This is a genomic window from Streptomyces mangrovi (genome assembly GCF_900114215.1).
GTDB lineage: Bacteria > Actinomycetota > Actinomycetes > Streptomycetales > Streptomycetaceae > Streptomyces > Streptomyces barkulensis.
This window is the reverse complement of sequence record NZ_FOSG01000026.1, coordinates 53,964-76,049: the sequence shown is the minus strand read 5'-3', so window position 1 is coordinate 76,049 and position 22,086 is coordinate 53,964. Positions and strand designations below refer to the sequence as shown.

Below are 22,086 nucleotides of genomic sequence, written 5' to 3'. Positions count from 1 at the left end.
TCGACGTGCCCGGCTTCCTGCCCGGCGTGGACCAGGAGCACGACGGGATCATCCGGCACGGCGCCAAGCTGCTGTACGCGTACTGCAACGCCACCGTGCCGCGGGTCTCGGTGGTGCTGCGCAAGGCCTACGGCGGCGCGTACATCGTCATGGACTCCCAGTCCATCGGCGCGGACCTGACCTACGCCTGGCCGACCAACGAGATCGCGGTGATGGGCGCCGAGGGAGCGGCCGGCGTCGTCTTCCGGCGGCAGATCGCCGCCTCCGACGACCCCGAGGCCACCCGGGCGAGGCTGGTCGAGGAGTACCGGTCCGAGCTGATGCACCCCTACTACGCGGCCGAACGCGGCCTGGTCGACGACGTCATCGACCCCGCCGACACCCGGCGGGTCCTGGCCCGTTCCCTGGCCATGCTCCGCCGCAAGCAGGCCGACCTGCCCGAACGCAAGCACGGCAACGTCCCGCTGTAGTGGCCGGAGCCCCCTGGGAAGCCCCCGGGAAGCCCCTGGGAAGCGGTGGCCGCCGGCCCGTCCAGGCAGGCGCGAGTCCCCGTCTAGGGACGGCTTCAACCATGAGTTCACCGGAAGCGGCGGCACGTCACGAGCGGGCGGCCGCCCGGCCCGGCACCGGGGCGGGGAGGGACCGAACCCCGAACCGCCCCGGCCGCCGAAACCCTCAGCAAGCGCCACGAGAGCGTCACGGACGAAGGGAACGGCAGTGGCCCGCACAGTTCCAACCGCCGGATGCCGACAGCGGCATCCGGTCCCGTCGAAGGGGAGGTAAGCGGTGGTACGCAGAGTCGTGATCACAGGTCTGGGCGTCGTCGCCCCCGGCGGGGTCGGCGTCAAGGAGTACTGGGAGCTGCTCACCGCGGGACGCACCGCGACCCGCACGATCTCCTTCTACGACGCCTCCCCCTTCCGCTCGCGGGTCGCCGCCGAGTGCGACTTCGACCCCGCGGCCGCGGGCCTGAGCCCGCAGGAGACCCGCCGGCTCGACCGGGCCGCCCAGTTCGCCGTCGTCTCCACCCGCGAGGCGCTGGCCGACAGCGGCCTGGACACCTCCGCCCTGGACCCGTCCCGGATCGGCACCTCGCTCGGCAGCGCGGTGGGCTGCACCACCAGCCTGGAGCGCGAGTACGTGGTGGTCAGCGACGGCGGCCGCAAGTGGAACGTCGACCACGAGTACGCGGTGCCCGAGCTGTACCGCCACTTCGTGCCCAGCTCCATGGCCGCCGAGGTGGGGCAGGAGGCCGGCGCCGAGGGCCCGGCGGCGGTGGTCTCCACCGGCTGCACCTCCGGCCTGGACTCGCTCGGCCACGCGGTCGAGCTGATCCGCGAGGGCACCTGCGACGTGATGATCGCGGGTGCGACGGAGGCGCCGATCTCGCCCATCACCTCGGCCTGCTTCGACGCCATCCACGCCACCACGCCCCGCAACGACACCCCCGAGAGCGCCTGCCGCCCCTTCGACCGGACCCGCAGCGGGCTGGTCCTGGGCGAGGGCGCGGCGATCCTGGTCCTGGAGGAACTGGAGAGCGCGCGCAGGCGCGGGGCCCACATCTACGCGGAGATCGCGGGCTTCGCCGCCCGCTGCAACGCCTACCACATGACCGGTCTCAAGCCCGACGGTCGCGAGATGGCCGAGGCCATCGACGCGGCCCTGGACGAGGCCCGCCTGAACCCGACGGCGATCGACTACATCAACGCCCACGGCTCCGGCACCAAGATGAACGACCGTCACGAGACCGGCGCCTTCAAGCGCAGCCTGGGCGACCACGCGTACGCCACCCCCGTCAGCTCCATCAAGTCGATGATCGGCCACTCGCTGGGCGCCATCGGCTCCCTGGAGATCGCCGCCTGCGCCCTGGCGATGGAGCACGGCGTCCTGCCGCCCACCGCCAACCTGCACGAGCCCGACCCCGAACTCGACCTCGACTACATCCCGCTGACCGCCCGGGAGCGGAAGACCGACACGGTGCTCAGCGTCGGCAGCGGCTTCGGCGGCTTCCAGAGCGCCATGCTGCTCGCCCGGCCGGAGAGGAGTGCCCGATGACAGCGACAGCGACAGCGACACCGACGGCGCCGGCGGTACGGCCCGCGCCGGCCACCGCCCCGGCCGTACGGACCACCGCGGTCGTGACCGGCCTGGGCATCGCCGCCCCCAACGGCCTGGGCACCGAGGACTACTGGAGGGCCACCCTGGCCGGCGAGAGCGGCCTGGGACGCGTCACCCGCTTCGACCCCTCCCAGTACCCCTCCACCATCGGCGGAGAGGTCCCCGGCTACGTGGCCGAGGAGCACATCCCCAGCCGGCTGATGCCGCAGACCGACCACATGACCCGCCTGGCGCTCACCGCCGCCGACTGGGCCGTGGCGGACGCCGGCATCGCGCCGGGCGACCTGCCCGAGTACGGCATGGGCGTGGTCACCGCCGCCTCCGGCGGCGCGGTGGAGTTCGGCCAGCGCGAGCTGCAGAACCTGTGGAGCCAGGGCAAGCAGTACGTCAGCGCGTACCAGTCCTTCGCCTGGTTCTACGCCGTCAACACCGGCCAGATCTCCATCCGCCACAAGATGCGCGGCCCCAGCGGGGTGCTGCTCACCGAGCAGGCCGGCGGCGTCGACTCCATCGGCCACGCCCGCCGCCACGTCCGCAAGGGCGTGCCCATGGTCGTCTCCGGCGGCGTCGACGCGGCCCTGTGCCCCTGGGGCTGGGTCCCGCAGATCGCCTCCGGCCTGATGAGCACCGTCTCCGACCCCTCCCGCGCCTACCTGCCCTTCTCGGCGGAGGCGAGCGGATACGTGCCGGGCGAGGGCGGTGCGATCCTCATCGTGGAGGACGCCGAGTCCGCCCGGGAACGCGGCGCCGAGCACGTCTACGGCGCCGTCGCCGGCTACGCCGCCACCCTCGACCCCGCCCCCGGCAGCGGACGGCCGTCCGCGCTGCGCCGGGCCGCCGAGAACGCCCTGGCCGACGCCGGGGTGCGGCCGGAGGATGTCGACGTCGTCTTCGCCGACGCGGCGGGCACCCCCGAGCTGGACCGGGCCGAGGCGAAGGTGCTGGAGGAGATCTTCGGCGCCCGCGGCGTACCGGTCACCGCGCCCAAGAGCATGACCGGGCGGCTGCTGGCCGGAGGGGCCGCGCTGGACGCGGCCACCGCGCTGCTGGCACTGCGCGACGGCGTCATCCCGCCGACCGCGGGCGTCGCCGAGGCCGACCCCGGCCACCGGATCGACCTGGTCACCGGAGCCCGCGAGGCGGACCTGCGCACCGCGCTGGTGCTGGCCCGCGGCCACGGCGGCTTCAACGCGGCGCTCGTCCTGCGCCGCGCCCACTGAACCGGGCCCACCGAACCGGGCCCACCGGCCCCCGACCCCCCACACGCACCGCCGCATCCACGCACACCACAGAGAGGAACCAACATGTCCACGACCACCACGAAGACCGAGGTGACCCTGGCGGACCTGACCCGGATGCTGCGCGAGAGCGCGGGCGAGGAGGAGGGCGTGGACCTGGACGGCGATGTCCTGGACACCCCGTTCATCGACCTCGGCTACGACTCCCTCGCCCTGCTCCAGGTCATCGGCCAGATCCAGCGCGAGTACGGGATCGCGATACCGGACGACGCGGTCGTCGACGCCGAGACGCCGGGCGCCCTGCTGGACCTCATCAACTCCGGCCAGGCCTCCCCCGCCTGAGCCGGCCCCGGGCCGCCCTGCCGAACGCTCTCCGGCAGGGCGGCCGCTCCGGCTCCCCGCCCCCACCGCGCCCCCTCACCGCGCCCCGCCCCCGTCACCAGCCAGTCCGTCTCCCGCTCGCCGAAGCCATCCGCCGCCGGGGATCCGGCCGCCGACAGGAGGGCCCATGCCGCTCACCGAACACACCGCCGTGGTCCGCAGGCTCACGGTCAGCACCAAGGGCGCACCGGCCGGGGAGGCCGGCCGCGGCGAACCGGTCACGGCCACCGCCGCCGCCGTCTCCGCGGTACTGCGCGCCTTCGGCCGCTCGCCCGAGGACCTGCCCGCCCGTACGGCCGTCTTCGTCGGCGCCGCCCGCACCGCCGCCGGCCTCGGCGCGGAGCACGAGGGCTTTCCCGTGCACACCGCCTCCTCGCCCGGCCGCGCACTGCGCCGGGCGCACCGCGAACTGCTCGCCAAGAACGTCGACCTCGCACTCGTCGCCGGATTCGGCGAACCCCGGGCGGAGGCGGTCACCGTCCACGCCGTGCGGCGCGCGGCCGAGGCCGTCGCGGATGGCGACTCCGTGCTGGGCGTACTGGACGTCTCCGGAGAAGCACCCGGGACCCCCGACACCTTCGACGACTTCGACGACACCCCCGTGGTCCGCCCCCTGCGGCATGGCGGCCGCAGCACCGACCCCGGCGGCGTACGGCTGCTGCTGTGGTCGGGCCGGGACGAGGCCGACGAGGCCCGGGTGCGCGGCGAACTGCGTCCGATGGTCGACCGGCTCTTCCCCGAGGCCTTCCCCGTCCTGCCCACCGCGGTGCCCTGCGGACAGGAGCCCGGCCCGGTGCGCGCCGCGGTGGTCACCACCGCCGACCGGGCCGCCCCGGCGGTGGACGGGGCGAAGGCCGCCGTCACCGGCAGGCCGCGCCCGGTCGCCCTCCTCTTCCCCGGCCAGGGCTCCCAGCACACCGCGATGGCGGCCGGGCTGTACGGCCGGGAGCCGGTGTTCACCGCGGCCATGGACGCCGTGCTCGACCTGTTCGGCGAGGACGGCGAGGACGTCCGGGCCGACTGGCTCGCCGACGGGGCCACCCGCACGCCGAAGATCGGCATCGACGACGTGCGCCGCGCCCAGCCGCTGCTGTTCGCCGTGGACTACGCGCTGGGCCGCACCGTCCTCGGCTGGGGCGTGCGCCCCACCGCCTTCCTCGGCCACAGCGCCGGCGAGCTGGTCGCCGCGGTCTTCACGGGCGTGGTGTCGCTGCCGGACGCCGTCGGCATGATGCGCGAGCGGGTGCGGTACGCCGTGGAGATCCCGCCGGGCGGGATGCTCGCCGTCGGCTCCTCCGAGGAGGAGCTGCGCCCGTACCTGCGCGGCGACGTCGCCATCGCCGCGGTCAACGCGGGCCGGCAGACCATGCTCGCCGGCTCCCGCGCGCCGCTGGACGAGGTCGGGGCCGCGCTGCGCGCCGACGGTCACACCGTCGTCGCCGTCCCCGCCACCAGCCCCTTCCACTGCCCGGCGATGGCGCCGGCCTCCGAGGCCGTCGAGCGCGCCTACCGCGGCGTACGGCTGCGCCCGCCCGCGCTCCCGCTCTACTCCGGCTACACCGGGGGGCCGCTGAGCCCCGAGGACGCCCTGCGGCCGGACTTCTGGGCCCGCCAGCTCACCGACACCGTGTACTTCAGGCCCGCGCTGGACGAACTGCTCGCGGCCGACGACATGCTGCTGATCGAGGCGGGCCCCCGGCAGACCCTCACCGCGTTCGCCCGCCGCCACCAGGCGGTACGGCTGAAGGCCAGCGCGGTGGTGCCGATGCTGCCGGCCCGCCCCGGCGGCCCGGGGGAGGACCGGCGCTCGGTGCTCACCGCCGCGGCCCGGCTGTGGGAGGAGGGGCACGGCCTGGACCTGGACGCGGTGAGCCGGCTGTGGAACTGGAGTGCCGACGCCCCGCCCGCCCCGGAGACCCCCGCCCCGGGGACTCCCGTGGCGGAGGCTTCCGCGCCGGACGGCCGCTTCGGGGGGCGCCGGCCCCTGACGGCCGTATGAGCACCCGTACGGCCCCCGCGAGCGTCTGGTGGGGCGTGTACCGGTCGCTGGCGGCGGCGGGGAGCGGCCGCACGCTCCCGCCGCACCTCGCCCTCCCGGCGCCCGGCCACCACGGCTGGCTCCTTCCCGACGTCCCCGGCGCCTCCGGCGCCTCCGGCACCCCTGGCCATCCGGGCCCCTCCGGCCTCCCCCGGCCGGTGGAACGCCCGCGGACGTAACCCGAACGGCTCTCGACCGCAGGACACCGCAAGCGCGCGCATCCAGCCTGGCTGTGTAGAGGTGGGCCCGGACGGGCCGGGGCGTTCGGCCGATCGCGTGGCCGGCGCTGTCGCTCGCTGGAGGTGCCGGATGCCGCAGGTGCGGGTGTACGTGTCCATACCGCTGCCGGTGGAGGAGGTGTTCGGACGCCTGGCCGACGGGTGCGGGCTGGCGGCCTGGCACTCGGGCGTGGTGTCGGTGCGCCGGGTGGGTTCGTGGGAGGGGGAGTACCGGTACCGGTTCCCCGGGCGGCGGCGGGAGTGCGTGCTGAGGCGGGTGGTGTGCGAGCCGCCGTCCCGGGTGTCGTTCGAGGGGCAGCGGATGTGGACGCCGCTGGGATGGCAGATGCCGCGGTACGACTTCCGGCTGTGGCCGTGGGAGGGGGGCGGATGCCGGGTGGAGGTGGGGGTGAGGTGTGTGCTGGGGGGCGCGATGGTGCTGCTGTGGCCGGTGGTGGCGTGCGGGTGGCGGCGTGATCTGCCGGCGGACGCGCAGGCGCTGTACGAGCGGCTGACGGGTGCCGGGGAGCGGGAGGCGGAGGCCGCCGTGGCCGGGGTGGGACCCGCGGCGGGCGGCGGCGACCAGTCCGGCCCCGGCCCCGCCGGGGCGGCCCGGGGGCAGGAGGCCGGTCCGCTGCCGCCCGCCTCCCCCCGGCCCCCTCGTTCCGCGCGCCGCTTCCGTTTCCCGGCCCCGAACGGCTGACCGCCCCCGACGCCCACGGCCGGAGCGCCCGGCCGGCCGGGGCGGAGCGGATAGGGTGCGGCCGGGCGCACCGAGACGGCCCGGGGGGATGCATGCCGTTCACACTCAGCCACGCCGCCGCCGCGCTGCCGGGGATCCGCGCGGACGGAAGAGGCCGGGGACCGCTGGTGGCGTCCGCCCTGGTCGCCGGGACGCTCGCCCCGGACACGGTGTACTACGCGGCCGGCTTCGCCCCGCGGATCATGGAGTTGGGCGAGTACACCCACTCGGCGCCCGGCACGGTCACCGTGGACGTCCTGCTCGCGGCGGTGCTGCTGGGGATGTGGCTGCTGCTGCGGGAACCGCTGCTGGCCCTGCTGCCCGAGGGGGCGAGGGGGCGGGCGTACGCGCTCACCCGCGGCCGCCCCTGGCGCGGCCGGCCGCTCGCCGCCCTCCTGCCGTGGTGCGGGATCTCCGCGGCGCTGGGGGCCGCGACCCATGTCCTGTGGGACTCGTTCACGCACATGGACCGGTGGGGCGTGCGGTGGATCACCGTGCTGGACGAGCGGGTGCTGGGCGTCCCCCTGTACCACCAGCTCCAGTACGGCGGTTCCGCCGTGGCCCTGGTGGTCCTCGCGGCCTTCCTGGTCCGGGCGTGGCGCCGGCTGCCGCACTCCCCGGCGCCCGCGCTGCCCGTGCTCGCCGTCCTGCCCGCGCGCGGGCGGGCGGGCGTGGCGGTGCTGCTGGGCGCGGCGGCGGTGGCGGGCGCCGTCCACCGCTGTGCGAGGCGGGCCGGGGCGGAGCCGGAGGCGGTCCCGTGGGACGGGTACGTCCCCACCGCGCTGTTCGGCGCCGGCGCCGGGCTCGCGCTCGCCCTGCCGCTGTACGCGGTGGCCCTGCGGGCGGTGGCGGCGGCGCGGGGCCGCCGTGCGGCCGGTACGTCCGGTACGTCCGGTGCGGCCAGTACGGAGGAGCCGGGCGTACGGCGGCCCGTCAGCGGCTGAGCGGATCGCGGTGCAGCAGCCGCACCCGTCCCTCCAGCATCGCGCCCAGGCCCTCCACCGCGCAGACGGCCGGCTGCTCGGCGACGTGCACCGGCATTCCGGTGGCCTGCCGCAGCATCGAGTCCAGCCCCGGCAGCATCGCGCTGCCGCCCACCAGCATGATCCCGCGGTCCGCGAGGTCGGCCACCAGATCGGGCTGGCACTGGCGCAGCACGCCGCGGATGGCGTCCACCATCGCCGTCAGCGGGGGCCGGATGGCGGCCCGCACGCTCTCGGTGTCCACGTTCACCGTGCGGAACAGCCCGGTGGACACGTCCCGGCCGTACACCTCGGCCTCGGTCTGCCCGGGCGGGGCGACGGACATCGCCAGGTGCAGCGGGTGGACCGCCTGGTTGGGGAGCATCAGTTCGTGCTGGTTGCGCAGGTGCTGGACGACGGCGCGGTCGATGACCTCCCCGCCGACCGGCACCGTCTCGGAGGCGACGATCGACCCCAGCGAGAGCACCGCGACATGCGAGGTGGCCGCGCCGCACATCACGATCATGGTGGCCTCGGGCTCCTCCACGGGCAGTCCGGAGCCGACGGCCGCCGCGATGAGGCTGTCCACCAGCTCCACCCGCCGCGCGCCCATCCCGGTGAGCGTCTCGATCGCGGCGCGCCGGACGAGCGGCTCGGCGTCGTGCGGGATGCACACGGCGGCGCGCAGCATCGGCTTGCGCCGCCAGGCCCGGCGGATGCGGTCGCCCACCAGGGCGCGCAGCATCCGCCGGGCCATGTCGATGTCCACCACGGTTCCGCCCGACACCGGCCGCACCACCCGGATGTGCTCGGGGGTGCGGCCCACCATCCGCTCGGCCGGGGCGCCGACCGCGATCAGGGCTCCGGAGCGGGTGTTGACGGCGACGGCCGACGGCGCGTCCACGATGACGCCGAACCGTTTGAGGTAGACCCGGGTCCTGGCCGCGCCGAGGTCGACGGCTACGGAACAGCGGCTCAGTTGCTCAAGACTGACGGTCACAGCGGCATCTCCCCGGACATGGCTCGATACGGGCCGCCGCCCGGCGGCCCCGATTCTCATCGTGGGGGCCGGGCGGCGGTCCCGCGCGCTGGACTGATCCGGATGGGCGAGGGGCGCCGCGGGTACCGGATGCGGCCGAGTTCCGCGTACCGCCGGGGAGGTGATGGCCGGTCAGGAGACGGGGCCGGGCACGGCCGGCTCCCCGGCTTCCCGCCCGGACGGCGTGCCCGGCTGTGTGCCCGGCTGTGTGTCCGGCTGTGCGTCGTTCCCCGTGCCGGACCGCGCGCCGAACTGGGTGCGGTACAGCTCCCGGTAGCGTCCGCCCGCCGCCATCAGCGTCTCGTGGGTGCCGCGCTCGACGACCCGGCCGTCCTCCACGACCAGGATCAGGTCCGCGGCCCGGACGGTGGACAGACGGTGGGCGATCACCACGGAGGTGCGTCCGCGCAGCGCCTCCGCCAGCGCCTCCTGGACGGCCGCCTCGGAGGTGGAGTCCAGATGCGCGGTCGCCTCGTCGAGGATCACCACCCGCGGCCGGGCCAGCAGCAGCCGGGCGATGGTCAGCCGCTGCCGCTCGCCGCCGGACAGGCGGTAGCCGCGCTCGCCGACGACCGTGTCCAGCCCGTCGGGCAGGGAGGCGATCAGCCCGTCGAGCCGGGCGCGGCGCAGCACGTCCCACAGTTCGTCCTCGCTCGCGCCGGGCCGGGCGAACAGCAGGTTGGAGCGGATCGACTCGTGGAAGAGGTGGCCGTCCTGGGTGACCATGCCGAGCGTGGCGCGCAGGGAACGGAAGGTCAGATCCCTTACGTCCACGCCGCCGAGCCGCACCGCGCCGCCGTCGGCGTCGTAGAGCCGCGGCACGAGCTGGGCGATGGTGGACTTGCCCGCGCCGGAGGAGCCGACCAGCGCCACCATCTGCCCCGGCTCGGCGCGGAAGGACACCTGGTGCAGCACCTGCTCGCCGCCGCGCGCGTCGAGGACGGCGACCTCCTCCAGGGAGGCCAGGGAGACCTTCTCGGCCGACGGGTAGGCGAAGTCCACGCGGTCGAACTCCACCGACACCGGGCCGTCGGGCACCTCACGGGCGTCCTCGCGCTCCTCGATCAGCGGCCTGAGGTCCAGCACCTCGAAGACGCGCTGGAAGCTGACGAGCGCGCCCATCACCTCCACCCGCGCGCCGGCCAGCGCGGTCAGCGGGGCGTAGAGCCGGGTGAGCAGCAGGGCCAGGGCCACCACCGCGCCGGGGTCGAGCCGGCCGCGCAGCGCGTACCAGCCGCCGAGTCCGTAGACCAGGGCCAGCGCCAGGGCGGAGACGACGGTGAGCGCGGTGAAGAAGACGTGCTGGACCATGGCGGTGCGCACCCCGATGTCGCGCACCCGCCGGGCCCGCGCCGCGAACCCCTCCGACTCCTCCCCCGGCCGTCCGAACAGCTTGACCAGGGTGGCGCCGGGGGCGGAGAAGCGCTCGGTCATCTGCGTGCCCATGGCCGCGTTGTGGGTCGCGGCCTCGTGCGAGAGGCGGGCCAGCCGGGAGCCCATGCGCCGTGCGGGCAGCACGAACACCGGCAGCAGCACCAGGGCGAGCAGCGTGACCTGCCAGGACAGCCGCACCATGACCACCAGGGTGAGCAGCAGGGTGACGAGGTTGCCGACCACCGAGGACAGGGTGTTGCTGAAGGCCCGCTGGGCGCCGATGACGTCGTTGTTCAGCCGGCTGACCAGCGCGCCGGTGCGGGTGCGGGTGAAGAAGGCGACCGGCATCCGCTGGACGTGGTCGAAGACGGCCGTGCGCAGGTCCAGGATCAACCCCTCGCCGATGCGCGCCGACAGCCACCTGGCCAGCAGTCCGATCGCCGCCTCGGCCACCGCCACGGCCGCGATCAGGACGGCGAGCCGTACGACCGTGCCGGCCGCCGAGCTCTCCACGATCGCGTCGACCACCCGGCCCGCGAGCACCGGGGTGGCCACGGCCAGCGCCGCCGAGACGGTGCTGAGCAGCAGGAAGAGGGCCAGCCGCCGCCGGTGCGGGCGGGCGAAGCCCGCGATGCGGCGCAGGGTGGCGCGGGACAGCGCGGGGGAGTGGCGCTGTCGGTCCTGAGGGGCGTGGCGCGCCTGGTACAGGGCGTTCCACGCGGCGGATTCCATGCTCATCGCGGGTCCTCACGTCGTCGTTGCCGTGCTCCGGACGGTAGGGCTTCAAGTCGACTTGAGGTCAAGGGCGGGTGGAGTCCGGGTGCGGCCGTTCAGCCGGTGGGACAGGGTTCCGCTACGGGTGCCCGCCGGGGGATTATTTCGGGGACCGCCGACGGACCAGCGATGGCCCGGCGGCGGACCACCGACCACCCGGGCGGACCGCGAGCGGCCCGGCGCCGCCGGCCTGCGGCACCGGCTTCCCTCCTCTCCGCCACCGCCAACTGACCACTGGCTCGCAAGGGGGAGACATGACCGCCATCGACGTACCCGAGGACCGGCTCCGGGAGGACCGGCTCTTCTCCGCCCTCGCCAACCCGACCCGGCGCGAGGTGCTGAGGCTGCTCCGGGTCAAGGGCCCGCAGCCCGTGCAGCGGCTGGCCGACCACTTCGACATGCGCAGGCCGAGTCTGTCGGAGCATCTGAAGGTGCTCCGGGAGGCCGGCCTGGTCAGCGAGCGGCGCAAGGGGAGGGAGAGGCACTACCGGCTGGAGGCCGGACCGCTCAGCGAGGTGCAGCACTGGCTGAGCCCGTACGAGCGGTTCTGGCGCGGGATGGGGGACCTGGGAGACCTGGGGGACCTGCGCGGCCTCCTGGACAGGGGCCCCGGCGGCACCGGCGCGTGAACGGCGCGAGGGCCGGCGTGCGTGTGGCGGAGCCGGGCGCGTTCCGCGCCCGGCTCCGCCACTCCGTCCCGCCGCGGACCGCCCTTTCGACAGGTTGTCATGACGCCGTGACAGGCTGTCGTGCACGTGCATCTTCACGTGCATCCGCACGTGAACGGCGTTATGATCCAGGCTGGTCGACCGATTCAGCCCCTGACCGCACCCGACCGCCGCCCCCGACCGCACAGCCGGGAGAGTCCGATGCCCCACGCATACAACGGCATGGCAGCCAGGGACCTCCACGGGGTCGTCTGGCAGAAGAGCAGACACAGCAACTCGCAGGGAGCGTGCGTGGAGTTCGCCAAGCTCCCCGGCGGAGAGGTGGCCGTACGGAACTCGCGCCATCCGGACGGCCCCGCACTGGTCTATACCCCGGCCGAGGTCGAGGCGATGCTGCTCGGCGTCAAGGACGGCGAGTTCGACCACCTCATACAGGACTGACGCCGGTTCCCCGTCCGGGGTTCAGTCTGAACAGCGCCCAGACCACTTTTCCGGGCATGGTGCCGGCCATCGGCTGCCAGCCCCAGTCGTCGCTGAAGGACTCGACGAGGAAGAGGCCGCGCCCGGACTCCGCCGTGTCGTCGAAGAACACGCCGCCGAGCTCCCCGTCGAAGTCCTCGCCGAGACCGCCGAGACCGCCGAGGTCGTCGCCGAAATCGCAGCCGACGCCGCCGAGTTCCCCGGCGGGCCCCTCGCCGGGCCTCTTCGCCACGGGCGCCTTTCCGCTGGGGTCGCGCACGGCGCACACCAGGCGGCCGGACCAGTGCATCAGATGGAGTCGCACGGGCGGGTCCAGGGTTTCGCCGGGGACGGCGCCCGGCACGCCGTGGCGCAGGGCGTTGGTCACCAGCTCCGAGACCACCAGGGCCACGGTGTCGAACTGCCCGGCCAACCGCCAGCGCAGCAGTACGTTCCGGGTGAACTCGCGGGCGGTCTTCACCGCCTCGTAGCGCGGCTGGAGCGCGCAGGAGGCCGAACCGGAGAGCGCGTCGGGGTCGAGCGACGGGAAGTCATGCCATAACCGGTCGAGCACGGTCGGTCCTTCGGTCCCCATGACGAGACACTCCTGGCATTGCGGCGGTCATGGCCCTGGCGGACCCCGTCAGCGGTGGTGCTCCGTATCGCGTTCCGCTCGTTGCGCTGCGTCGGTGAATTGTGTGCATGCCCAAGTGCCCTGACTCTGCGTGCACTTGTCTTTCCCCATGGTTCCCAATGCCCACAGCAGATGCAAGGGCAGATGCACGTGCACGAGTGACTTTCGATTGTGTGTAACCGCCTGGGCACGCAACGAAGGCATTGGTGGCAGACTGCACTGGTGCAGGGGTGGAGAGCTGAACACAAACAGGAGCATTTCCGGTGAAAAACGGAGTTAACGGGGCCAATGGGTCGAATGGTTCCATGGTGCGCCGCATCCTGCTCGGTTCCCAGCTGCGGCGGCTCCGCGAGTCCCGCGGAGTCACCCGTGAGGCGGCCGGATATTCCATCCGGGCCTCCGAATCGAAGATCAGCCGCATGGAGTTGGGGCGTGTGAGCTTCAAGGCGCGGGACGTGGCGGACCTGCTCACGCTGTACGGCATCACCGACGAGGCCGAGCGCGAGCCGCTGCTGAGTCTCGCCCGTGAGTCCAGCGTCGCGGGCTGGTGGCACAACTACAGCGACGTGCTGCCGAACTGGTTCCAGACGTACGTCGGCCTGGAGGGGGCGGCCTCGCACATCGGCGTCTACGAGGTGCAGTTCGTCTCCGGGCTGCTCCAGACGGAGGACTACGCGCGGGCGGTCGTCACCAGCGGCCACCGGTCGGGGCTCTCCCCGGAGGAGGTCGACCGCCGCGTCGCCCTGCGCCTGGAGCGCCAGAAGCTGCTGCTGTCCGAACAGGCCCCGAAGTTCCGCTGCGTGCTGGACGAGGCCGCGCTGCGCCGCCCCTACGGCGGCCGCGAGGTGATGGACGCCCAGCTGCGGCACCTCGCGGAACTCTCCGAAATGCCCCACATCACGCTCCAGGTGATGCCGTTCGACACCGGCGGGCACCCGGCCGAGAGCGGGGCCTTCACGCTGCTGCGCTTCCCCGAGTCGGAGATCTCCGACATCGTCTACCTGGAGCACCTCACCAGCGCCCTCTACGTCGACAAGCCGGAGGAGGTCGCCCAGTACGAGGACGTCCTCGACCGCCTCCTGCGGGACAGTCTCGGCCCGGATGACACCCGCGGACTCCTCCACGAGGTCCGCGGGGAGATCTGACCGGCCCGGCCGGCGAGCCCCGGCCGGGACACCCGGGGCGCCGCCGGCGCCGGGAGGGGGGGAAATCCGGCCGGAGAGTCGCCGGGAGGGCATTGAGGACAGAACCCGTCCCCAAGACCTCATAGCGTCGTTATCGGTGAAGGGGCCGGAGAGCGGCCCGACGACCGACGTGTGAGGAGACCCCCATGCCCGTTCCTGTCGCTTCCGAGAACCGCGGCGACGAGCGCGCGGCCCTGCTCGACTACCTGGAGGCCCAGCGCGGCGGCATCCGCCGGGCCCTCCACGGTCTCACCGACGAGCAGGCGCGCAGCAGGCCGACCGTGAGCGCCTTCTCCCTGGCCGGCATCCTCAAGCACGTCACGGTGGGCGAGCGCGGCGCGCTGGCGATGATGCGCGGCGAGCCCTTCGACTTCGAGACCAGCGTGAAGAGGTGGGAGGACAGCCTGGCCATCAGGGACGACGAGACGGTCGAGGAGCTGCTGGACCTCTACGGGCGGGTGGCGCGTGAGACCGAGGAGGCGGTCAGGGCGGTGCCCTCCCTCGACGACACCTTCACGGCCCCCAAGGTGCCCTGGGACGAGGGCGGGCCCCGCTCCTGGCGCTGGGGCCTGCTCCACCAGATCGAGGAGACCGCGCGGCACGCCGGGCACGCCGACATCATCCGCGAGACGATCGACGGCAAGGGCGCCTTCGACCTGGTCTTCGCCACGGGCGCGCTGCCGGAGCCGGACTGGTCGTCCTTCCGGTGACCGCCCGCGCCCGTGCCCGCCGCCGTCCGTCTACGCTGGTCGGCGGCGGGCACCGGGACGACCGGTGAACCGGTGGGTCGGTGAGGGGACGGTGGTGTCGGCGGTGTCGGCGATCCGGTTGCTGGTGCTGGGCGCGGTCCGCCAGCACGGGCGCGCACACGGCTACCAGGTCCGCAACGACCTGGAGTTCTGGGGCGCGCACCAGTGGTCCAACGCCAAGCCGGGGTCGATCTACCACGCGCTCAAGCAGATGGCCGGGCAGGGCCTGCTGACCGCCCACGACACCGAGCCGAGCACGGCCGGCGGCCCGCCGCGCACCGAGTACGAGCTGACCGCCGCCGGCGAGGCGGAGTACCAGCGGCTGCTGCGCCGGTCGCTCACGGCGCACGACGAGAAGCCGGACGTGCTCACGGCCGGGGTCGGCTTCATCGTCGACCTGCCGCGCCGGGAGGCGATCGAACTGCTCGGGCGGCGCGTGGCGGCGCTGGAGGAGTGGAGCGCCGAGGTCGCCCGGGAGTGGACACCCCCGGGCGCCCCGGACGAGTGGGGTCACATCGGCGAGATCATGAGGCTGTGGGTGCACAACGCCGCCAGCGGCGCGGAGTGGGCCCGGGGCCTGATCGAGCGTCTGGAGAAGGGCGCGTACGTGATGGCGGGCGAGGGCGAACGGTCGGTGGAGGTGCTGCCCGAGGGGGTGGGCAACCCCTACGCGGAGCGTCCGCACGACCGCACCCGCGGCTGACGGCGCCTGCCGGCACGCTCCGGCGCCTGCAACGCATCTCACACCTGACGGCCACCTTCACGCCCTCTTCCGGAGGGGGGTCCGGCCGTATCCTCGCTGAGGAGTAACGGACATATCCCGCCGCGAGCGGGAAGCCTGACGTCCGTGCGGGAGAACGACTGGAGGCGTGAGGAGCGGCGAGTTTGGCCCTGGAGACCACGAGGAACAGCACGGTGACCGAGACCGGCCGTCCGGAGGACCGCAGGTCCGCGCCGGAGGAGACCCGCAGCGCTTTCGCCCCGCCCTCCGGCGTACCGCTGGCGTCCCCGTACTCCGAGGACGAGCACCCCACTTCCGAGTTCGCTCTGCCCGAGGGGCTGAGGGCCGTCCCCGCGCCGCCGGCCGAGGACGAGCACCCCACCTCCGAGTTCGCTCTGCCCGAGGGCGTGCGCAAGACGGCGGCCTTCGAGCCGGGGTCCGCCTTCACCCCGCCCGACGGCATCCCGGTGATCAACAACCTGGTGCGGCCGGGCGCGCCCTGGCAGGACCGGATGCGCACCATGGTCCGGATGCCGCTGGGCGAGCGGCCGGTGCCCGAACGCCCCCGGCGCACCGACGAGGGGGACGCCGACACCGGGCCGTCGGCGCCGCGCGTACTCGACCTGACCCTGCGCATCGCCGAGCTGCTGCTCGCGGGCGGCGAGGGCGCCGAGGACGTCGAGGCGGCGATGTTCGGGGTGGCCCACGCGTACGGGCTGGACCGCTGCGAACCGACGGTCACCTTCACCCTGCTGACGATCACCTACCAGCCGTCGCTGGTGGACGACCCGGTCTCGCTGAGCCGTACGGTCCGCCGCCGCGGCACCGACTACAACCGGCTGTCGGGCGTCTACCGCCTGGTGGCCGACATCACCGACGGCGACGTGACGCTGGAGGAGGCGTACCGCCGCCTCGCCGAGATCCGCCGCAACCGCCACCCGTACTCCAAGGGCGCGCTCACCGTGGCCAGCGGACTGCTGGCGGGCGCGGCGTCCACGCTGGTGGGCGGTGGCTGGGTGGTCTTCCTCCTGGCCGCGCTCGGCGCGATGCTCGGCGACCGGCTCGCCTGGTTCTTCTCCCAGCGCGGGCTGCCGGAGTTCTACCAGTTCGTGGCCGCGGCGATGCCGCCCGCGGTGCTGGGAGTGCTGGTCCAGCTGTTCGCCGCCGACCTCGGCCTGGTCATCAGGGCGTCCGCGGTCGTCACCGGTGGCCTGTTCCCGCTGATCCCCGGTAGAGCGCTGGTCGCCGCCGTGCAGGACGGGCTGACCGGCTTCTACATCACGGCGTCGGCCCGGCTGCTGGAGGTCGTCTACCTGGTCGTCGGCATCGTCTGCGGTGTGCTGCTGGTGCTCTACATCGGCTCCGAGATGGGCGCGGAGTTCGACCCGGAGGGCCTGGACATCCGCAGCCGGCCGCTGCTCCAGCTCCTGGCGGCGATGCTGCTGGCGCTGGCCTTCTGCGTCCTCCTCCAGCAGGAGCGCTCCACCGTGCTGCTCGCCACGCTCAACGGCGGTGTCGCCTGGCTGGTGTACGGCGCGATGGCCGACACCGGCGGGGTCGACCCTGTCGCGGCGACCGCGGCGGCGGCGGGCCTGGTGGGCCTGTTCGGGCAGCTGATGTCGCGCTACCGGTTCGTCTCGGCACTGCCGTACATCACGGCGTCGATCGGCCCGCTGCTGCCCGGTAGCGCCATCTACTTCGGGCTGATCGGCATCGCGCAGGGGGACCTGGACCACGGTCTGCAGAACCTGTCGAAGGCGGCCGCCCTGGCGCTGGCGATCGCGATCGGCGTCAACCTGGGGAACGAGCTGGCACGCCTGTTCATCAAGGTGCCGGGCCAGGAGACCCCGCTGCCGGGGCGGCGCGCGGCCAAGCGCACCCGCGGCTTCTGATCCCGCTCCCGATCCCGTCCTCCGTTCCCGGGGCACGCCCCCGGAAACGGGACGTGCCCCGGGACGCACGCGGCGCGTGGCCGTGTGCGCCCCGGGGCACGGGAAGCCGGGGCGGGCCCGCCCGGGGCGGACGGGCCCGGCGGGCTCAGTGGTGGCTGCCGCCCGACGCCTCCAGGCGCTTGATCGAGGCCTCGACCTCGGCCTCGGCGTCGGCACGGCCGACCCAGTCCGCGCCCTCGACCGACTTGCCGGGCTCCAGGTCCTTGTAGACCTCGAAGAAGTGCTGGATCTCCAGCCGGTCGAACTCGCTCACGTGGTGGATGTCGCGCAGGTGCTCCATGCGCGGGTCGGACGCGGGCACGCACAGCAGCTTGTCGTCGCCGCCGGCCTCGTCCGTCATGCGGAACATGCCGATCGCCCGGCACTTGATGATGCAGCCGGGGAAGGTCGGCTCCTCCAGCAGCACCAGCGCGTCCAGGGGGTCTCCGTCCTCACCCAGGGTGTTGTCGACGAAGCCGTAGTCGGCCGGGTACACGGTGGAGGTGAACAGGTGCCGGTCGAGACGGATGCGACCGGTCTCGTGGTCCACCTCGTACTTGTTCCGCGAACCCTTCGGGATCTCGATGACGACGTCGAACTCCAAGGGAGACTCCTCCGTATGCTTCAGCACTCGTCAGTGGCCCGGGGGCTTCCCCCGGAGAGCGGCGATGTGGTGGTTAAGTGTCCCTCACGCAGATGTGTGGTCGCGAAAGGGGCTGGTCCGAGGTGCGGGACACATGGCGGGTGGCGGCCGGTTCCGCCGCCGCCGGACTCGCGGTCGCGTTGACGGCTGTGGCCGTCGCCGGACCCTGGGACTTCGGCCAGCGTACGGCCGAGCGGGCCCGCGCCGCCTCCTGGGACCGCGGCAGTGGCGCGGACCACACCGGGGCTGGCCTTCCCGGCGGCCCCGCCCCGGCGCCCAGCGCCGCCGAGGTGCTCACCGCGCTGGGCGCGGCCCCCGCCGGTAAGACCCGAAAGGAGCGGGGCGGCCGGGGCGACGAGGCCGCCGGCAAGGCCGCGCCGGAGCCGGGCGAGGCCGCGCCGGAGCCGGGCGAGGCGCCCGCCCCCGCGCCCGCCGCGCTCGCCGACACCCTCCAGCCGCTGCTGGAGGACACGGTCCTGGGCACGCTCCGCACCGCCTCGGTGGTGGACGTGGCCACGGGGCGGGAGCTGTACGGCGCCAGGGCCGGCCGGGGCGTCGCGCCCGCCTCCACCGTGAAGATCGCCACGGCGGTCGCCGCGCTGTCGGCCCTCGGACCGGACCACCGCATCCCCACCCGGGTGGTGTGGGACCCGGACGGCGAACGGGTCTTCCTGGTCGGCGGCGGCGACCCCACGGTCACCCCGGCCGCGCTGCGGCGGCTGGCCGACACCACCGCCCGGGAGCTGAGGGAGCGCGGTGTGAAGCGGGTCGAGCCGGCCCACGACATCTCGCTCTACTCCGGGCCCGTCCGCCATCCCATCGGGCCGAACGAGAACATCGCGCCGGTCGTCGCGCTGATGGTGAACGAGGGCCGCCTCGACGACAGCACCAGCGGGCCCGCCCCCCGCTCCGGCGATCCGGCCCGGGACGCGGCCGGGATCTTCACCGACCGCCTGCGCGAGCGCGGCGTGGACGTCGAGCGCCCCGAGCACCCCGGCCGCGCCCGCAGGGCGCCGCGGGGCGCCGAGGAGCTGGCCGTCCACCGCTCCGCGCCGCTGGCGGAGCTGGTCGAGCGGATGATGCTCCACAGCGACAACGACATCGGCGAGGCCCTCTTCCGGCAGACCGCCGTCGCGCGCGGCGAGCCGGCGAGCTTCGCCGGCGCCGGACGCGCGGTGCGGGCGCAGCTCGCACAGCTCACCGGGGACGGCCGGACGCTGCCGCTGAAGGGCGCCCGCTTCGCCGACGGCAGCGGACTGGACCGGTCCGGCCGGGTCTCCGCCGGCCTGCTGACCCGGCTGCTGGCCCTCGCCGCCGACCCCGCCCGCCCCGAGCTGCGGTCCGTGCTGACGGGGCTGCCCGTGGCCCGCTTCAGCGGCACGCTCGGCGGCCGCTACGACGACGAGGCGACCCGCACCGGCGCGGGGCTGGTCCGCGCCAAGACCGGCACGCTGACCGGGATCAACACCCTGGCGGGCACGGTCGTGGACGCCGACGGCAGACTCCTGGCCTTCGCCTTCACGGCGTCGGGCACCACCGACCGCTACGGCGCCCACGACGCCCTGGACCGCCTCGCCGCCGCCCTGGCCAACTGCGGCTGCCGCTGACCGGGCCGGACCGGGCGGGCGTGACGGGCCGCCTCCCGGGCACCCTTGCCCGGGAGGCGGTCCGCTCCCGTTCGGGAGCACCGGCACGTACGGTGAAGTCATGACGAGCCTCGGTGGTGTGGAGATGGTCGACTGGAATCTCGCGGTGGCGACCGCGACCCGGCTCGTGAAGCCCGGGCCCGAAGTGAGCCGTGAGGAGGCGCGCGAGGCCGTCGCCGAACTGCGGCGGCACGCGGCGGCGGCCGAGGAGCACGTGCGCGGCTTCACCCGGATGACGCCCGACGGCGCCGCGGACACCCCCGTGCTCGTCGTGGACCGGCCCGGCTGGATCCGGGCGAACGTGGCGGGTTTCCGCGAGCTGCTGTCGCCGCTGCTGGACAAGATGCGCGCGCGGCGCGGCGGCGGCCCCGGCAACGCGGTGCTCGGCGCGGTCGGCGGCAAGGTGACCGGCGTCGAGGTCGGGATGCTGCTGTCGTTCATGGCCTCCCGCGTCCTGGGCCAGTACGAGACCTTCGCCCCGCCCACCCGCGACCTGCCGGGGGCCCCGGGCGAGGGCGGCGGACGGCTGCTGCTGGTCGCGCCGAACATCGTGCACATCGAGCGGGAGCTGGACGTCGACCCGCACGACTTCCGGCTGTGGGTGTGCCTGCACGAGGAGACGCACCGCACCCAGTTCTCCGCCGTGCCGTGGCTGCGCGACCACATCGAGGGGGAGATCCACGCCTTCCTCGGGGAGACCGAGATAGAGCCCTCCGCGCTGCTGGAGCGGCTGCGCGAGGCCGTCCAGTCGCTGGCCGGCAGCGGCCGCCCGGAGTCCGGGGAGGGCGGGGAGCAGGACGGGGGGCACAGCCTCGTCGAGCTGGTGCAGACCCCGGCCCAGCGCGAGGTCCTCGGCCGTATCACCGCGGTGATGTCGCTGCTGGAGGGGCACGCGGACTACGTGATGGACGGCGTCGGACCCCAGGTGGTGCCGTCGGTCGCCGAGATCCGGGAGAAGTTCCAGAAGCGCCGCGCGGCCGGCGCGGGCCGTCTCGACCAGGCGCTGCGCAGGCTGCTGGGGCTCGACGCCAAGCTGCGCCAGTACCGCGACGGCGAGCGGTTCGTGCGGACGGTGGTGGAGGAGGTCGGGATGGACGGCTTCAACCGGGTGTGGACCTCCCCCAACACGCTGCCCACCAGGGCGGAGATCGCCCGGCCGGCGGAGTGGATCGCGAGGGTGCACCGCAAAGCGGACTGATGACCGCCGAACGCCGGGACAATCACTCTTACGAGGGACCGTGGGCGGCGGGTGCGCGTGCGATGCTCAGGGATACGGCACTTCTCTGTCACCATCGACGCACTCAGCGTAGTCATCGACTGCGCGGCCACGACTCCCCGAGGAAGTGAACGGACATGGGTCCCCACCCCGCGGTCGCCGCGATACGCCTGGCGGTTCGCCGCACACTCCGTGACGTGCTCCAGGACGCCCCCGGCGGTTCCGGCGCACCGGCCGGCCCCTCCGTCGGCTCCTCCGCCCCGGACCGGCGCCCTCCGCTCGTGCTCGTCGCCTGCTCCGGCGGCGCCGACTCGATGGCGCTCGCCTCCGCCCTCGCTTTCGAAGCCCCCCGCCTCGGCCTGCGGGCCGGGGGCCTCACCGTCGACCACGGCCTGCAGCCCGGCTCCGGCGACCGGGCCCGGGAGGTCGTCGGCCGCCTCACCGAGCTCTCCCTCGAACCGGCCGAGGCCCTCACCGTGGCCGTCGGCCGCGACGGCGGCCCCGAGGCCGCCGCCCGCACCGCCCGCTACACCGCCCTCGACGAGGCCGCCGACCGCCTCGGTGCCGCCGCGGTCCTCCTCGGACACACCCGCGACGACCAGGCCGAGACGGTGCTGCTCGGTCTGGCCCGGGGCTCCGGCACCCGCTCGTTGTCCGGAATGGCCGCCGCCTCCGGCTCACCGGCCGGGCGCCGGGGCGTCCGCCACCGCTATCTGCGGCCGTTCCTCGCCGTGGACCGGCAGACCACCCGCAAGGCGTGCATGGTGCAGTCGCTGCCGGTCTGGGACGACCCGCACAACGCCGATCCCGCGTTCACCCGCTCCCGGGTGCGCCACGACGCGCTGCCCGCCCTGGAGAAGGCGCTCGGCAAGGGCGTGGTCGAGGCCCTGGCCCGCACCGCGCAGCTCTCCCGGGACGACGCCGACGCCCTCGACGCATGGGCCCGCGACGCCGAGCGGGAGGTCCGCACCGAGCTTTCGCCGTCCTCGAAGCCCTCGAAGCCCTCGCCGTCCCGGGCGGACGGGTCCGGCGGGTCCGACGGGGCAGGCAGGTCCGACGGGGCCGGCGATGTCGCGGATGTCGCGGATCTCACAGAGGGGTCTGGAGCCGCCCTCGACGTCGCCCGGCTCGGCGCCCTGCCGCCCGCCGTCCGCCGACGTGTGCTGCGCCGCGTGGCGGTCGCGGCCGGTTCCCCGGCGGGCTCGCTGTTCGCCCGCCACATCGAGGAGGTGGACCGGCTGGTCACCGAATGGCACGGCCAGCGGGCCATCAGCCTGCCCGGCCGGGTGGCCGCCCGGAGGCAGGGTGGCACACTGGTCATCCGGCAAGTGTGATCCCCGACCGAGAGCAG

The 22,086-nt window shown here is 74.4% G+C and carries 20 protein-coding genes; 16 read left to right on the top strand and 4 right to left on the bottom strand.

Annotated features, from left to right (window positions below; genetic code table 11):
- The 7 genes from BM237_RS25900 to BM237_RS25865 all read left to right on the top strand — a co-directional run.
- Window positions 1-470 (top strand): carboxyl transferase domain-containing protein (locus BM237_RS25900; RefSeq protein WP_281253971.1); only part of this gene is annotated, 470 nt, incomplete at its 5' end.
- A 316-nt stretch (window positions 471-786) separates the two neighbouring features.
- On the top strand, window positions 787-2,055 hold the full coding sequence (locus BM237_RS25895) for a beta-ketoacyl-[acyl-carrier-protein] synthase family protein (protein WP_093852155.1): 1,269 nt from the start codon (window positions 787-789) through the stop codon (window positions 2,053-2,055).
- A complete protein-coding gene (locus tag BM237_RS25890) occupies window positions 2,052-3,338 on the top strand; it encodes a ketosynthase chain-length factor (protein WP_093852154.1) in 1,287 nt (428 codons plus the stop codon). The genes BM237_RS25895 and BM237_RS25890 overlap by 4 nt, the downstream gene beginning before the upstream one ends.
- 84 nt (window positions 3,339-3,422) lie before the next feature.
- Window positions 3,423-3,698 carry an acyl carrier protein gene (locus BM237_RS25885; RefSeq protein WP_093852153.1) on the top strand — a complete coding sequence of 92 codons (276 nt, stop codon included), beginning with the start codon at window positions 3,423-3,425 and terminating at the stop codon, window positions 3,696-3,698.
- 166 nt (window positions 3,699-3,864) lie between these two features.
- Window positions 3,865-5,736: an acyltransferase domain-containing protein gene (locus BM237_RS25880; RefSeq protein WP_245794048.1), complete on the top strand. Its 1,872-nt coding sequence runs from the start codon at window positions 3,865-3,867 to the stop codon at window positions 5,734-5,736.
- Between the two features lie 348 nt (window positions 5,737-6,084).
- Window positions 6,085-6,696: an SRPBCC family protein gene (locus BM237_RS30375; protein ID WP_093852151.1), complete on the top strand. Its 612-nt coding sequence runs from the start codon at window positions 6,085-6,087 to the stop codon at window positions 6,694-6,696.
- Between the two features lie 92 nt (window positions 6,697-6,788).
- Entirely contained in the window at window positions 6,789-7,679 is an 891-nt protein-coding gene (locus tag BM237_RS25865) for a DUF4184 family protein (protein ID WP_093852150.1), read from the top strand.
- Here BM237_RS25865 and mreB read toward each other — a convergent pair.
- Window positions 7,669-8,697 (bottom strand): rod shape-determining protein, encoded by a 1,029-nt coding sequence (mreB, locus tag BM237_RS25860; RefSeq protein ID WP_093852149.1) that lies wholly within the window; start codon window positions 8,695-8,697, stop codon window positions 7,669-7,671. The two genes, BM237_RS25865 and mreB, sit on opposite strands and share 11 nt — an antisense overlap.
- A gap of 171 nt (window positions 8,698-8,868) precedes the next feature.
- A complete protein-coding gene (locus tag BM237_RS25855) occupies window positions 8,869-10,848 on the bottom strand; it encodes an ABC transporter ATP-binding protein (protein WP_093852148.1) in 1,980 nt (659 codons plus the stop codon).
- 290 nt (window positions 10,849-11,138) lie between these two features.
- Here BM237_RS25855 and BM237_RS25850 point away from each other — a divergent pair, with 290 nt between their 5' ends.
- Window positions 11,139-11,513 carry an ArsR/SmtB family transcription factor gene (locus BM237_RS25850; protein ID WP_093852147.1) on the top strand — a complete coding sequence of 125 codons (375 nt, stop codon included), beginning with the start codon at window positions 11,139-11,141 and terminating at the stop codon, window positions 11,511-11,513.
- A 240-nt stretch (window positions 11,514-11,753) separates the two neighbouring features.
- Window positions 11,754-11,993: a DUF397 domain-containing protein gene (locus tag BM237_RS25845; RefSeq protein WP_093852146.1), complete on the top strand. Its 240-nt coding sequence runs from the start codon at window positions 11,754-11,756 to the stop codon at window positions 11,991-11,993.
- Here BM237_RS25845 and BM237_RS25840 read toward each other — a convergent pair.
- A complete protein-coding gene (locus BM237_RS25840; protein ID WP_093852145.1) occupies window positions 11,980-12,606 on the bottom strand; it encodes an ATP-binding protein in 627 nt (208 codons plus the stop codon). The genes BM237_RS25845 and BM237_RS25840 overlap by 14 nt on opposite strands.
- A 344-nt stretch (window positions 12,607-12,950) precedes the next feature.
- On the opposite strand from BM237_RS25840, the gene BM237_RS25835 reads away from it, so the two are divergent.
- The 4 genes from BM237_RS25835 (at window position 12,951) to BM237_RS25820 (ending at window position 17,191) form a co-directional block, all read left to right on the top strand.
- Window positions 12,951-13,790: a Sco1979 family transcriptional regulator gene (locus BM237_RS25835; RefSeq protein WP_093852144.1), complete on the top strand. Its 840-nt coding sequence runs from the start codon at window positions 12,951-12,953 to the stop codon at window positions 13,788-13,790.
- Between the two features lie 185 nt (window positions 13,791-13,975).
- A complete protein-coding gene (locus tag BM237_RS25830; protein ID WP_093852143.1) occupies window positions 13,976-14,539 on the top strand; it encodes a DinB family protein in 564 nt (187 codons plus the stop codon).
- A 103-nt stretch (window positions 14,540-14,642) separates the two neighbouring features.
- Window positions 14,643-15,281 (top strand): PadR family transcriptional regulator, encoded by a 639-nt coding sequence (locus tag BM237_RS25825; protein WP_093852163.1) that lies wholly within the window; start codon window positions 14,643-14,645, stop codon window positions 15,279-15,281.
- A gap of 182 nt (window positions 15,282-15,463) precedes the next feature.
- Complete coding sequence (locus tag BM237_RS25820; protein WP_093852142.1) at window positions 15,464-17,191, top strand: threonine/serine exporter family protein; 1,728 nt, start codon at window positions 15,464-15,466, stop codon at window positions 17,189-17,191.
- Window positions 17,192-17,336: 145 nt separating this feature from the next.
- Here BM237_RS25820 and BM237_RS25815 read toward each other — a convergent pair whose 3' ends face one another.
- On the bottom strand, window positions 17,337-17,834 hold the full coding sequence (locus tag BM237_RS25815) for an inorganic diphosphatase (RefSeq protein ID WP_093852141.1): 498 nt from the start codon (window positions 17,832-17,834) through the stop codon (window positions 17,337-17,339).
- A gap of 92 nt (window positions 17,835-17,926) precedes the next feature.
- Between BM237_RS25815 and dacB the strand changes: the two genes are divergently transcribed.
- From dacB to tilS, 3 genes are all read left to right on the top strand, one after another.
- Window positions 17,927-19,480, top strand: coding sequence for a D-alanyl-D-alanine carboxypeptidase/D-alanyl-D-alanine endopeptidase (gene dacB / locus BM237_RS25810; protein ID WP_093852162.1), 1,554 nt, complete (start codon window positions 17,927-17,929; stop codon window positions 19,478-19,480).
- A 100-nt stretch (window positions 19,481-19,580) separates the two neighbouring features.
- Window positions 19,581-20,717, top strand: coding sequence for a zinc-dependent metalloprotease (locus tag BM237_RS25805; RefSeq protein WP_093852140.1), 1,137 nt, complete (start codon window positions 19,581-19,583; stop codon window positions 20,715-20,717).
- 155 nt (window positions 20,718-20,872) lie between these two features.
- Complete coding sequence (gene tilS, locus BM237_RS25800) at window positions 20,873-22,069, top strand: tRNA lysidine(34) synthetase TilS (protein ID WP_175541131.1); 1,197 nt, start codon at window positions 20,873-20,875, stop codon at window positions 22,067-22,069.
- Window positions 22,070-22,086 lie beyond the last annotated feature (17 nt).

What these genes read in the sequence shown, in the direction of transcription:
- BM237_RS25865 (WP_093852150.1), top strand. Translation starts at nt 6,789, where the DNA reads ATGCCGTTCACACTCAGCCACGCCGCCGCCGCGCTGCCGGGGATCCGC.
- dacB (WP_093852162.1), top strand. Translation starts at nt 17,927, where the DNA reads ATGTGTGGTCGCGAAAGGGGCTGGTCCGAGGTGCGGGACACATGGCGG.
- BM237_RS25840 (WP_093852145.1), bottom strand. Translation starts at nt 12,606, where the DNA reads ATGGGGACCGAAGGACCGACCGTGCTCGACCGGTTATGGCATGACTTC.
- BM237_RS25805 (WP_093852140.1), top strand. Translation starts at nt 19,581, where the DNA reads ATGACGAGCCTCGGTGGTGTGGAGATGGTCGACTGGAATCTCGCGGTG.
- BM237_RS30375 (WP_093852151.1), top strand. Translation starts at nt 6,085, where the DNA reads ATGCCGCAGGTGCGGGTGTACGTGTCCATACCGCTGCCGGTGGAGGAG.
- BM237_RS25845 (WP_093852146.1), top strand. Translation starts at nt 11,754, where the DNA reads ATGCCCCACGCATACAACGGCATGGCAGCCAGGGACCTCCACGGGGTC.
- BM237_RS25885 (WP_093852153.1), top strand. Translation starts at nt 3,423, where the DNA reads ATGTCCACGACCACCACGAAGACCGAGGTGACCCTGGCGGACCTGACC.
- BM237_RS25890 (WP_093852154.1), top strand. Translation starts at nt 2,052, where the DNA reads ATGACAGCGACAGCGACAGCGACACCGACGGCGCCGGCGGTACGGCCC.
- BM237_RS25880 (WP_245794048.1), top strand. Translation starts at nt 3,865, where the DNA reads ATGCCGCTCACCGAACACACCGCCGTGGTCCGCAGGCTCACGGTCAGC.
- tilS (WP_175541131.1), top strand. Translation starts at nt 20,873, where the DNA reads ATGGGTCCCCACCCCGCGGTCGCCGCGATACGCCTGGCGGTTCGCCGC.
- BM237_RS25835 (WP_093852144.1), top strand. Translation starts at nt 12,951, where the DNA reads ATGGTGCGCCGCATCCTGCTCGGTTCCCAGCTGCGGCGGCTCCGCGAG.
- BM237_RS25830 (WP_093852143.1), top strand. Translation starts at nt 13,976, where the DNA reads ATGCCCGTTCCTGTCGCTTCCGAGAACCGCGGCGACGAGCGCGCGGCC.
- BM237_RS25855 (WP_093852148.1), bottom strand. Translation starts at nt 10,848, where the DNA reads ATGAGCATGGAATCCGCCGCGTGGAACGCCCTGTACCAGGCGCGCCAC.
- BM237_RS25850 (WP_093852147.1), top strand. Translation starts at nt 11,139, where the DNA reads ATGACCGCCATCGACGTACCCGAGGACCGGCTCCGGGAGGACCGGCTC.